Below are 12,591 nucleotides of genomic sequence, written 5' to 3' on the forward strand. Positions count from 1 at the left end.
GCCCCAAGCGGCTATGATCGTAGAGTAGGGGGCACGAGCAACGCTCGACGTCGATGCTTTCATTCATGCCTTCGAATTTTTATAGCCTAAAGGGACGTTATGATTCTCATCGATTCAATTCGAATATCTGGATTCCGGGGGATTAGCTCGTTAGAGCTTTCTCTTCGACCGATGACTGTATTACTCGGCACGAATAACGCCGGTAAGACCTCTATTTTGAAAGCGTTACAGCTCGCGGTGGGGGATTACTCTCGTTATCTTAGTGATGAGGACTTCTTTATCGGTCTGGATGGACAGAAGGCATCAGAGATTTTTGTCGATTTGAGAGTTGTGCCAGTAGATGGCTCTGGTGCTCGATCCATAGCGTTTTCTGAGAGCTGGGCAACAGAATTCGGAGACAAGATTAAATCTGAAGCCGATGGTAAGCAGTTTGTAGCCCTTCGAACAAGATCAAAGCAAAATCAGACTAAAGGTGGTTTTGATACAGTTCGCTACTCTATGGAACGTTGGGCGGAATTTGAAAATTGGACGAGTCAGAGAAATAAAGAGACGAGGCTGAACTCTCGATTATCATGCATTCCTGTCATACCTGTAGAAGCCCAGCGCGATATTCACTTTGAACTGCGAGAAAGATCTTCATTTGTAGGGAGAGTGCTGTCAGGGGTTACCTATGATGAGGAGGAGGTGCGAGCATTAGAAGAGCTTATTCGTGAAGTTAATGATCAGGCAGTTGGGAAAAGTGCAGAGCTAACGCTTTTGAAGCAGCATTTAAGTGGCCTTGCAATGTCTTTTTCTGGTGGTGGGAATGCAGAGTTAAATCCGTTGCCTAAAAAAGTTAGGGACTTGTCGAAAAACTTTTCAGTAAGTTTTGGCGATTCGGCAGAAAGTACGTTCTCGATGGAGTATCACGGAATGGGGACCAGGAGCTGGGCCTCTTTGCTAACTGTAAAAGCATTCGCTGAAATTGCCTGTAATAAGCACGAAAGAGAGGCAGAACCTTTTTTTCCAATAATTACGGCAGAGGAGCCAGAAGCGCATTTGCACCCAAATGCTCAGCGGACCTTATTCCGCCAGCTCTCGAGTACACCGGGTCAGGTAATCGTAAGCACTCACTCGCCATACTTGGCAGGTATGGCTGATATCATGAATATACGATCAGTCTCTCGAACTCTAGATGGTTGTAAGGTGAGTCAAATAGCCTACAAGATGACTCCTGATGAGAGGAATATGCTCTCGCGGGAAATAATAAATAAGCGTGCAGATATTTTATTTTCAAAGGCGTTGATTCTTTGTGAGGGAGTTACAGAGGAACAGGTCATTCCTTCGCTATTTGAAATCTATTCAGGTATTTCAATGTGCGAGTTAGGAGTGTCTTGTATTAGTGTTGGTGGGAAAAACTATCCTCCTTTTGTCAAGCTTGCTTGCAGCTTAGGTATTCCCGTATACATCATTAGTGATAATGATGGGAGTACTAGGGGTGAGATCGAAGCTCAATTAGAAAAAGTAAAAGCGGAAACCTCTCTAGAGTTGGGGGGCGATTTGTTCGGTGTCTCGTACCTTAGTGCAGGCAATGCTTTTGAAGCGGAGGTTCTTAATTCTCTAGGTCTTAAAGTTGAAGTTATTGAAGCCCTCGTTAAGTGTGAAACAAAGGGCTCTGATAATGCTCGGTGGATAGATGCGAAGCGAACAGAGATTTCTGCGCTGAGTGACATCGAACTCTTGGCTAAGATGGGTGCGATGAAAGCATCTTACTCAGGTTTTTTAGGAGACGTGTTGAAGATTAATGATGCTGATAGGACGGTGGAGCAACGTATACCTCGTGCAGTTCTAGATGCGTTCGATAATATAAAAGAGTGGCTAAGATATGATTAAGCTATCCGATAAGCAGGCTGAAGTTGTTTATGCACCGCTCAACCAGGGGATGCAAATTCTTGCTTCGGCGGGCTCAGGAAAGACTCGTGTTCTTACAGAACGCATACGCCACATTCTTGCGTCTACAAAAAAGGAAGGTGTCATTGGGCTGACTTTTACAAACAAAGCAGCCGATGAAATGAACTCCAGATTAGAGGATGTGCCTGAATATTTAGATCGGTGCTGGATATCCACAATTCACTCTGTGGCGCAGCGTATAGTTGATCAGTATGGTCATACAATTGGCCTGCCTTCAGAGCTCCATATTTATGAGCGAGACGAAGATAGGAAAGCTGTGTTCATCCAATCGTTGTTGGATGATGGTCTTGATGTGGATGAGTTTTTAGGCATTGGAAGCAACCCGTCATCAAGGGCTAAAGAGATTCAGCGCTACATGGAAGAGTTTTCTTTCGTTAAGAGGTCACTGTTGACCGAGAGCGAAATGATTTCCAGGTATTCTGAGACGCCAGCATTTCTGTCCATCTATCGAAGATATCAAGAGGCTCTCTTGGAAAGTGGTGGTATCGATTTCGATGATATTTTAGTCTTTGCGCATAAGATATTGATTGAGCAGGCGTGGTGTGGAGATATCTATCGCGCTAAATATAAGCATGTCTGTGTAGATGAAGCTCAAGATCTAAATAAGGCTCAGTATGAGTTTGTAAGAGCCCTAGCGGCCGGAAAAATCAAAAGCGTTATGCTTGTTGGTGACCCGGATCAAATGATCTTTGGTTTCAATGGGTCATCCAAAAAGTTTTTATGTGAGAATTTTATCGCGGATTTTTCACCTGTTCAATATAGGCTGGTTGAAAATTATCGCAGTTCAATGGCAGTGGTGGCTTGGGCAAATAAGCTAAGACCCGGTTCCCAGCTAGGGATGACAGCTGCTTTACAAGGGGTTTCCCATATTGAGGCATGCGAGGATGAAGAGGCAGAAGCTAGATGGGTTTGCCGCAAAGTTTCTGAGCTATTATCTTTTGGGGTTCATCCTGAAATAGAAGGGCCAATCACATTAGAGAACATGGTGGTGATTGGTCGAAATCGATTCGTTTTTAGAGCGCTTGAAGCTGAGCTTAAACGCTGTGGGATTGACTATTACATGAAGAGGGGTGAGCGGTTACAACTCCCGACCTCTGTCTTCGGTAAGATTCTCGATCTAGCAATTAGGTTGAAACTTAATCCGAAAGACTGGCTTGATGGTGGTAGGCTTTGTGATGCTCTAGGTATTGATAAAGACCAAGCCTGGGGCGAAATCGGAATATTGAGCGATTTAGCTATGCAGTTGAGAGCAAAGAATGATTTGTTTTCAAATCTGTATGCAGATCTTCTTCTTGCGATAAATGAGCTTGATGGAGAAACTCCAAACATACCTAAAATGTGTGTGGTCTTTGCTGGGGCGCTTTCGTCGCTCGTAACTAGTTCTGCAGTAGAAGAGGCTGAAGTCGAACGGTCGCTATCAGAGCTTGAGGAGTTCAGAGGTTGTTGGACCACGTATAAAAGGAAAGGGTTGGGCGAGTCTTTAAGTGCCTTCAGAAACTCAATGGCATTAGGTCAGCTCAGTGAGCCCTATCAAAAAACCGGTCTCACGATCAGCACCGTTCATACTATGAAGGGGTTGGAAAAGGACATCGTATTCGTATTGGGGTTGTGTGAAGGTGTCTTTCCTGATTATCGTGCCAATACACCTGAGGCAGTTGAGGAAGAAAGAAACAATGCGTTTGTTGCTATTACTAGGGCTCGACGTTGGGTATACGTAACCTATCCTGGCAAGCGACTAATGCCCTGGGGTGATATGAAATATCAAAGACGCTCAAGGTTTGTTGATGAGCTACTGCGTTAGTAAATTAAGTCGATTGCTATCCAGTGTCAGTGTAGGAGATTTTGTCTCCTACACTGACGGTTATAAGTCAGGCTTTTTTATTTCTGTGGCTAATAATGCTTTTGTTGAGTATGGAGCTGAATCTTTCTACGAAGTTTAACTTATAGCTCTGTATTTTGTTGATTGCTTCAGGTATCGGAAGTAGTACGAGTGCTCGAAGTTTATGCTCAGTTGTGGGGCCTCCATCGTAGTGCCTTCCAGCAATGGAATTTTGAGCATGGCCTGTGATAGCGTCAATAATAGTTTGGTCGACAGGTTTTCCATCTCTGCGAACATTACGCAGGTTTGTTTCTAGGGTATGGCGAAAGGAGTAGAGGCTTTTTCCGTCGTGTGGCACGTGAACGCCTATAGAGACTAAATATCCCTTCGGTTTCTCGTTGAAAAATTTCCCAGCGCTTTTAGCCCAGCCTTCTTTATTGTGATCAGTATCACGGTCCCGTGGTGGAAGGTAGGTGAGACCGTCTCCAAACAGCTTTTTTTGATTGTCATGGCGCTGATGGTCTACATATTCAAGAAAGCCCAATTCAATCAATCGTGGATGAATTGGAACCTGTCGGGCTTCATCTGTCTTGATCCGCTTTGCTTCAGGCGTTCTTGGATCGTCTGCGCAGAAGTTGATGCATGGGTGTCCATCAATTTCCTTAATGTCTGCTGTGTCGAGTTGTGCTATTTCATTGGTGCGGGCACCCGTAAAATAGCCTAATAGCGGCATCCAGAACCAAAAAGGGTACGCTTTGGTTCGATCAGAAGGAGGTTGGCCCTGGTAGATATATCCGGAGAAAATGGCTTCGACATCATCCGGGGAGAAGGGCACTCCATCGCGGCTGCGGTCACTCTCTCGTTTCTGCACTGGCTTGATGATTAAGTCATCCACTCTGACGGATGTTAGATCGATGTATCTGGCATGGTTCTGTATCTGTTTCATTGATGCGATTAGTGAGCTTACACGCTCATGCCCAGTCATCTGCTCAGGATCGTCAGTGAGCAGCTGTTGGAGAGGGGTTGGAGCTGGCGCTATAGATGCCAAGGCACCGCTCTTCATCTTTCGCGCAGCATCATAAGCTGCTTGCCAATCCTGTTTAGTAAGTTGAATTACTGGCTTGTGCTGTGTAAGAACGGTCATTACGCGGGCTCGACGCTCCCGCTCTTCCAGTGTTCCGCCGTGGTTAGCCTGCCCCCCTTTTGAGGAGGTGTCGGCTTTGTCACGAGCAAGCTGGTGCTCCCAGACCTGATATAGCGTCCAATTGCTCATTCTAGGGTCGCATCGCGGAGCTTCCTCTTGAGCGCTAGCCTTATGGTCAGGGGAGAGGTTTCGGAGCGCCAACTCATCTCTGAGGCGGGGCAAAATAGCGCGTAGCTCAGTTGGCTGGTAGGAGCTTGAGAGCTCGATCAACTTACGCGCCAGCGACTCTTGCTCGTTCGAGATTGTTCGATGGTATGCGCCTGTTAAAAGACGCTCAACTTCGCGCCTGCGTTGTTGGGCCTCAAGCTGTGAGTCTGATAGCGGGGGTTCTGGCGATGTTTTTGGCGCTTGGTGAGTGTCTGCCCATACTCCGGCCTCGGGGTTATTCAGTAGCTCCTCCAAAAGCTCCAACTCCTCCGCTGAGGGCTCGTATTCATCCTGTGCCGTCATTCTCAATACTCGGTCGAAAACTGATTCAAGGCGCACAGCATGCTGTCTTGCGAGCTTAAGGGCTAGCCTTCGGCTATCAGTTTTGAGCGAGCGTCGAATCTCACGTTTGCCGTTTACCTGTGATCGGAGTGCGATAGGTATGGCTATCCGGAAATAGAAGGTTCCGTGTCTGTTTAAGGTGAGATAGGTAGGGCTGGATTTCATAGTGGGCACCGGGTGATGCCCCACAAGAATGTCACACCTCAGTGGCACACCTACCAGATTTGGTAGGGCCAGAAAGCACAAAGCCCCGTAAAACGGGGCTTTGTGTAAGGACTTGGTGGAGCCGGGGGGATTTGAACCCCCGTCCGCCAGTACTCCGCTGTCGGTACTACATGCTTAGCCGTATCTATTAAGTTAACCCTCAGCGACCCGAAGGGCAGGGTGCTTTGGGCGAGTTGTGTAAGTTTTAGCCGATTCGTCCACAACGTACTGCACGGCGATCCTGTTCTATATGACAATCACTTCAGGTTTACAGGCATCCCCTAGTGATTGCTGGACCCGAAGGTACCAGGAGGATGGCTAAGGCAGCTTACGCTGCGAGAGCTTGACCCTCGTAGGTTTCGTCATTGGCAACTATAAGTAGTTGCAACAGTGGATTTACGAGTTCTGTTACCAACTCGGCATGCACCTAGAGTTTCGCAACCGGCGTCGAATCCTAAACGGCCCCGATGCTTGCTGTGTATCCAGCAAGCCTGCGGAGTCTACGCCTTTCTGGCGCAGAAGGCCAACCCAAAGGGGTTACTCACCACCTTTGTTGTTGTTGGAGATGTCCTGGAGCACTTGGGTAGTCAGTGAAATGCAGGCTTGAGTGCCTTCTTTCGTGCCTTTGGATTGTTCTTCCTTGGCCTGGGCTACGGTGCTGTCGATGTTGTCTTGTAAGTCGGAGCTGATTTCTCCAGAGCTGGCTACAGCATCATTGATCTTTTGCAGGTTGATCTGGCAAAGGTCATCTGCCGCAAACACCGGGGAAGCCAACATCACAGCGGAAATAAACAGACCAGCAAGAGCGGTACGCTTCATGGGGAAAACTCCTTGTGCACAGGGTAGGCCCGGTGTTTCCAGGCTCGGTTATATGCCCCAAAGATTGGGGCCTTAAGCCAATTGACTATAGCCACGCTCGGGAGTTCTGCCTGTATTTGGCGAGTTTTTTTGCGTTCGAAAACGGGCGCAGGTGTCGATTGTTTTTGGTGGGAGTGAGCTTGCTCGCGATGCAGATGGCGCGGTGATTCTGCCTGATCGCGCAGATGCTATCGCGAGCAAGCCCGCTCCCACATTTTCAGGCCTGGGCGCGGGTGACGCGGTCCACCAGATAAACCAGGCCGTGGTAATCAATCCCGCCATGCTGGCTCAGGCCAATTTCACAGGTGCGGCTGGTCGAAATCCCTTCGCTGCACTGCTGCACTGCGTCTTTCAAGGTGCGCAGCGAGTAAGCGTTCAGCTCCGGCGTGGTGAAGCCTTTGTCGCCAGCAAAGCCGCAGCAGTGAATGCCTTCCGGGATCACTACGTGGGTGCTGCACAGGCGTGCAATGTCGATCAGTGCCTGGCCTTCGCCCAGGTGCTGGGTGCTGCAGGTGACATGCACGGCTATCGGTGCGGTTTGCGGGGTGAAACTCAACTTATCCACAAGGTGGGTGCGAATAAATCGAACGGGGTCGTACAGGTCCAGGCGGGTTTCGCCCAGATCCTGCACCAGACGCAAGGTGCACGGGCTGGTGTCGCAGTAGATCGGATCAAGCCCGCCACGGCTGGCGTGCAGCAATGCCCCGATCAGTTCTTGACGCTTGTGCTCGGCTTGTTCGTTGTAACCCTTGGACGCAAACGGCTGGCCGCAGCACAGGCTGTCCATGTTGTCGGGGAATACCACCTGGTAGCCAGCCTTTTCCAGCAGGCCGCGGGTTTTGTCCAGCAGCGACATTTGTTCGCTGTCGCCTGCTGCCGGGCCCATGACCCGCGAGACGCAGGCGGCCAGATACACGACCCGTGGCCGCTCATCATTGACTGGCGGGCTAAAGCGGATTGCGCGCTCCGGCTGGGGCATGGCGTTGGTCCACAACGGCACGCGGCCCTTGCTGGCTTTGGTCAGTGCTGCCGAAATTTTCCCCAGGCGCGGCGCCCCCAGCATCATGCGTGCGCCATTGGCCACATGCAGGGTGAAGCGTGCGCCTTGCAACGTGGTTGCAAAATGATTGCCCAGCCAGTCGGCGGTTTTCACGCTATGGGCTGTGCGGGCACGCAGTTTTTTCACCAGTTCGCCGGTGTTGATGCCAACCGGGCAACGTTGCGCGCACAACCCTGTCGCTGCGCAGGTATCAATGCCCTGATAGGCGTAGGCTTTTTCCAGTTCGGTGGTGTCGATGCCTGCGCGCTTTTTAGCCTGGATGTCACGCCAGATGACAATTCGCTGGCGGGGGCTGAGGGTCAGTCCCTTGGACGGACACACCGGCTCGCAGAAACCGCATTCGATGCACTTATCCACAATCTCGTCTGCGGCGGGCATCGGCTTGAGGTGTTTGAGGTGGATGTGCGGGTCTTCGCTGAGCACCACGTCCGGGTTGAGAATGCCCTGCGGGTCGAGCAATCGCTTGAGTGCCCACATCAACTGGTAAGCGTCGCTGCCCCATTCCAGCTCGACAAAGGGTGCCATGTTGCGGCCCGTACCGTGTTCGGCCTTGAGCGAGCCGCCGAACTCCACGGCTACCAGTTGCGCCACGTCATCCATAAAGGCCTGGTAACGCGCCACTTCTTCAGGATTGTTGAAACCCTGGGTGAAGACGAAGTGCAGGTTGCCCTCAAGCGCGTGGCCGAAGAGGATCGCTTCGTCGTAGTGGTGCTTGTCGAACAGTTCGATCAGGCGGTTGACGCCGATCGCCAGTTGTTCGACCGGAAAGGTCACGTCTTCGATGATGACCGTGGTGCCGGTTTTACGCACCGCACCGACTGCCGGGAAGGTGTCCTTGCGGATGGCCCACAGCTTGGCGTTCTCGGCGGGGTCTTCGGTGAAGTCGATCTGTTTCTCGACCGGGAAGGTCGACAGCGAGGCCATGATTTGCCCCAGTTGCTCGTGCAGCAACGTCTGAGTTGCTGCGCGAGACTCGATCAGTAGGGCGCAGGCATTGGCCGACAGCTGTTGTACGAAAGCGGGCATGCCCGGCTTGTCCTGTACCGAGCGCAAGCTGCGGCGGTCCAGCAGTTCTACGGCGGAGACGGGCTGGCTCTTGAGCACGGTGACAGCGTTGCAGCAGGTTTCAACGTCCGGGAACACGATCAGCGCCGAAGCCTTGCTCGGGTGGTCGATCACGGTGTCGTAGGTCACTGCGCTGATAAAGCCCAGGGTGCCTTCGCTGCCCACCAGCAGGTGGCTGAGGATGTCCAGCGGGTCATCGAAATCTACCAGGGCGTTAAGCGACAGTCCTGTGGTGTTTTTCAGACGGTATTTATGCCGGATTTTGGCAGCCAGTTCAGTGTTGGCGCGGGTCTCGCGAGCTAAAGTCCCAAGTTGTTCGAGCAGGGGGGCGTGGCTTTGGCGAAAGGCGGCGATGTTGGTCGCATCTTCGGTGTCGACCCGGGTGCCGTCGGCCAATACCACGCGCAGGCCAGCCAGTGTGTGGTAGGTGTTTTGCGCGGTGCCGCAGCACATGCCGCTGGCGTTATTGGCGACGATGCCGCCAATTTTGCAGGCGTTGATCGAGGCCGGGTCGGGGCCGATCTTGCGTCCGAACGGGGCCAGCCAGGCGTTGGCCTGCGCGCCGATGACGCCGGGTTGCAGGCGGATTTGCATGCCCTGGTCGCGAATTTCCCTGGCGTTCCAGTTATCCCCCAGCACGATCAGCACCGAGTCGCTGATGGCCTGGCCTGACAAGCTGGTGCCCGCGGCGCGGAAGGTCACCGACACTTGATCGCGCCGGGCAAGATTCAGCAGTTCGACGACTTCGTCTTCGGACTCAACCCGAATCACCAGCTTGGGAATCAGCCGATAAAAGCTCGCGTCAGTGCCGAAAGCCAGGGTGGAGAGTGGATCGTTGAAGCGGCGGTCTTGCGGTATCAGCCGTTCGGCATCACGCACAAATGCGGCGGGCAGACTCATGCATCCTCCAGAATCAACACGATCAGGTCTTTCGGACCGTGGGCGCCGTAGGCGAGGATTTGTTCGATATCCGCGGTTTTCGACGGACCGGACACCAGCAATGCATTGGTCGGCATGCCCGCTGACCAGTTCATCTCGCGCTGCACCTGATAGAAGTTGTCACGGATTTCACTGGCCTTGAGCAATGCAAAGTGCACCGGTGGTACAAGGCTCATCAGCCGGGGTTCTTCACGGGTAGGCCACATGATCAGGCTGCCGGTGGCGGCAATCGCCCCCAGGGTGGTGGTGAAACTGGCCGGGGTGTCGTTGAACAGTTCGGCCTTCCACTCTTCCACCGGGCGATCGTAGGCCTTGAGCGTTGGCAACGCAGGGTTTTGTGCCCAGTGCGCGGTTACTTTCTGCCCGTGGGCTGTAGTCGGCGCAATCAGCAAGCTGGGCAATTGACGGTCGGTGACCAATTGCGCCAGCAGCGCTGGCCAGTCTTGCTCAGTGCTGAGGTGGATTTCGGTGTGTACGGCTTCCATCAATTTGCGCAGCTGTGGGATGCGTTGCTCCGGGGTATAGGTCCAGGGCTCTGTCACCAGCACTTCGTCGAAGTTGTCAGGCACCGGTGTGGTGCCAGTCAGACTTTTGCGCAGTTTGTTGAGGATATTCTGTTTAGCGCTCATCACTGGTCTCCCGACTTTTTCGCCAAATGTTCGCGGGCCATGTCGTGCAGTGAACGGGCAGCGGGTTTGGGGGCGCTGTGGTTTTGCGTCCACGGGCCGACATTGCTCGGCGTAAGCCCGCGCAGGCGGGTGGCGGCCTTGAGGAATACGCGGTACAGGGCGGGTGAGCTGTTGAGCTTGGCCCACATGTTCCAGATCAGACGTTCCTTGCGTGAATACTTGCTGCCCTGGCCGCGCATGATGCGGGGAGAGGTATCGGGCGCTTTGACGTTCTCTTCGCGCAGGCGTCGCAGCAATGCCGGGATCGGAATTTTTACCGGACACACTTCGCCACAGGCACCGCACAGCGACGATGCGCTCGGGTGGTCTGGAACTTTGGCCAGGCCAACCATATGCGGGGTGATGATTGCGCCTATAGGACCCGGGTAGACCTCACCGTAGGCATGGCCACCAATGCGGGTGTAAACCGGGCAGTGGTTCATGCAGGCACCGCAGCGAATGCAGTTCAGGGTCTGGCGCAGTTCACTGTCGGCAAACGCCTGGCTGCGGCCGTTGTCGAGCAGTACCAGGTGCACTTCTTCAGGGCCGTCCAGCTCGCCGGGTTTGCGCGGGCCGGAGATCATGTTGACGTAGGTGGTGATCGGCTGGCCCAGTGCAGAACGGGTCAGCAGCGACACCAGTGGTACAACGTCGCGCAGGTTTTCGACGACTTTCTCGATACCGGTGACTGCAATGTGCACGGGTGGCACGGTGGTCGACATTCGGCCGTTGCCTTCGTTTTCCACCAGCAGCAAGGTGCCGGTTTCGGCGACGGCGAAGTTGACCCCCGACACGCCGATATCAGCTTCGAAGAATTTTTGCCGCAGTACCCTTCGACCGATCTGGATCAGTTGGTCGACGTCTTTGGTGTATTCCACGCCAAGCTTTTCGTGAAACAGGTCGGCCACTTGCCCTGCGTTTTTGTGGATCGCGGGCATGATGATGTGGGACGGTTTTTCGTTGTCCAGTTGAACGATGTACTCACCCATGTCGGACTCAAGGCATTCAATCCCCTGGGCGCCGAGCACGTGGTTCATTTCCATCTCTTCGCTGACCATCGACTTGCCTTTGATCACCTGTTTGGCGTCGCGGCGGCGAGCGATGGACATGACGATTTCGTTAGCCTGCTCGACGGTTTCGGCCCAATGCACCTGCACCCCGTTTCGGGTCAGGTTGGCTTCCAGTCGTTCCAGCAGGTCGGGCAGTTTGGAGAGGGCACGGGCGCGGATGGCGTTGCCCAGTGCGCGCAAGTGTTCGCGCTCGTGGGCGTCGCTGAAGGCCACGGCGCGTTTTGTCATCAGGGAATCCATTGCACTGCGAAAGTTGTTTCGCAGTTGCTTGTCACCCAGGGCTTCGTGAGCGCGCTCGCGGAAGTCTTCTTCAACCGCGACGGTGGGAATCAGGGTGCTGGCGTTCATTGCTCACCTCCAGTGCGCTGCCACAGAAAACTGGCCAGATGCTGGCCGCGCAGGGCTTGTTTCTGTTTTTCCAGCGAGCCGTTGATGTTCATCAGGCAGCCGCAGTCGGCGGTGAGCACTTGATGCGCGCCGGTTTCAATCAGGGAGCGGGTCTTGTCGGCGACCATTGCGCCGGAAATATCCGGCATGCGTACGCTGAATGTCCCACCAAAACCGCAGCATTCACTTTCGTGGCTGTGGTCGATGCGTTCCACATTGCTCAGTTGCGCGAGCATTTCGCGGCCGTGCAGGTGGGTGTTCATTTCGCGGCGTGCGGAGCATGAGGTGTGCAGCGCGACCTTGATCGGGGCGCCGTGGTCCTGGAATTTGACCTTGCACACAAACAGCAAAAATTCAGTGAGCTCAAAGGTGCGATCAGCCAGTGCGTGAACCTTTTTCAAGGTTTCGGGCTCGTCTTTGAACAGGTCTTCGTAGTGCTCGCGCAGCATGCCGGCGCAGGAGCCGGACGGCACGACCACCGGGTAATCTTCAGCAAACAGGGCCAGCTGTGAACGTGCCACCTCCCGTGCCTGGTCGGTGTAGCCCGAGGTGTAGGCCGGTTGTCCGCAGCAGCTTTGACCTTGCGGGTAATCGACTTCGATACCTTCGCGCTCGATCAGATGGATGGCGTCCATCCCGGCTTCGGGGAAGAACAGATCGACTACGCAGGTGCCGAACAGATAGACCTTGCGCGGTTTATGCGCAGGGTATTGGCGAGGAGTTGGCAGGGGTGGGGCGACGCGGGTCGCATTCGGCACGGCATTGTAGAAAAGCTCGCTCATCAGGCGTCTCCGGGTGGTCCCGGTTATGTGTCCACCGAGGTGGACCGGGTAGTGAATTACTGACGCCGGGGCTGTGCCCCGGCGCCATTAATGTGC

Annotated in this window: 8 protein-coding genes, 1 other RNA gene and 1 pseudogene; 2 read left to right on the forward strand and 8 right to left on the reverse strand. The window is 53.5% G+C overall.

The features are described 5' to 3' along the window. The first annotated feature begins 99 nt into the window (after window positions 1-99). Window positions 100-1,872: an ATP-dependent endonuclease gene (locus KO536_RS16070; protein ID WP_219262425.1), complete on the forward strand. Its 1,773-nt coding sequence runs from the start codon at window positions 100-102 to the stop codon at window positions 1,870-1,872. Beyond that, window positions 1,865-3,751, forward strand: a complete 1,887-nt coding sequence (locus KO536_RS16075; RefSeq protein ID WP_219262426.1) for an ATP-dependent helicase — start codon at window positions 1,865-1,867, stop codon at window positions 3,749-3,751. The genes KO536_RS16070 and KO536_RS16075 overlap by 8 nt, the downstream gene beginning before the upstream one ends. 67 nt (window positions 3,752-3,818) lie before the next feature. On the opposite strand, the gene KO536_RS16080 is transcribed toward KO536_RS16075, so the two are convergent. The 8 genes and pseudogenes from KO536_RS16080 to KO536_RS16110 all read right to left on the reverse strand — a co-directional run bounded on the left by KO536_RS16080 (window position 3,819) and on the right by KO536_RS16110 (window position 12,495). After that, on the reverse strand, window positions 3,819-5,042 hold the full coding sequence (locus KO536_RS16080) for a site-specific integrase (protein WP_257622966.1): 1,224 nt from the start codon (window positions 5,040-5,042) through the stop codon (window positions 3,819-3,821). 450 nt (window positions 5,043-5,492) lie between these two features. After that, window positions 5,493-5,627 (reverse strand): annotated as a pseudogene (locus KO536_RS24460) (DUF6538 domain-containing protein); the annotation flags it as partial. Window positions 5,628-5,740: 113 nt separating this feature from the next. Further along, window positions 5,741-6,132: a transfer-messenger RNA gene (ssrA, locus tag KO536_RS16085) on the reverse strand. A 71-nt stretch (window positions 6,133-6,203) separates the two neighbouring features. Beyond that, entirely contained in the window at window positions 6,204-6,485 is a 282-nt protein-coding gene (locus tag KO536_RS16090; protein ID WP_133078319.1) for a hypothetical protein, read from the reverse strand. A gap of 256 nt (window positions 6,486-6,741) precedes the next feature. Further along, complete coding sequence (locus KO536_RS16095) at window positions 6,742-9,549, reverse strand: FAD-binding and (Fe-S)-binding domain-containing protein (RefSeq protein ID WP_219262428.1); 2,808 nt, start codon at window positions 9,547-9,549, stop codon at window positions 6,742-6,744. After that, window positions 9,546-10,217, reverse strand: coding sequence for a lactate utilization protein (locus KO536_RS16100; RefSeq protein WP_219262429.1), 672 nt, complete (start codon window positions 10,215-10,217; stop codon window positions 9,546-9,548). Before KO536_RS16100 ends, KO536_RS16095 begins: the two co-directional genes overlap by 4 nt. After that, a complete protein-coding gene (locus KO536_RS16105; protein WP_219262430.1) occupies window positions 10,217-11,674 on the reverse strand; it encodes a LutB/LldF family L-lactate oxidation iron-sulfur protein in 1,458 nt (485 codons plus the stop codon). The genes KO536_RS16100 and KO536_RS16105 overlap by 1 nt, the downstream gene beginning before the upstream one ends. Then, window positions 11,671-12,495, reverse strand: coding sequence for a (Fe-S)-binding protein (locus tag KO536_RS16110; RefSeq protein WP_219262431.1), 825 nt, complete (start codon window positions 12,493-12,495; stop codon window positions 11,671-11,673). Before KO536_RS16110 ends, KO536_RS16105 begins: the two co-directional genes overlap by 4 nt. Window positions 12,496-12,591 lie beyond the last annotated feature (96 nt).

The organism is Pseudomonas sp. NKUCC02_KPG (genome assembly GCF_019345465.1).
Classification (GTDB): domain Bacteria; phylum Pseudomonadota; class Gammaproteobacteria; order Pseudomonadales; family Pseudomonadaceae; genus Aquipseudomonas.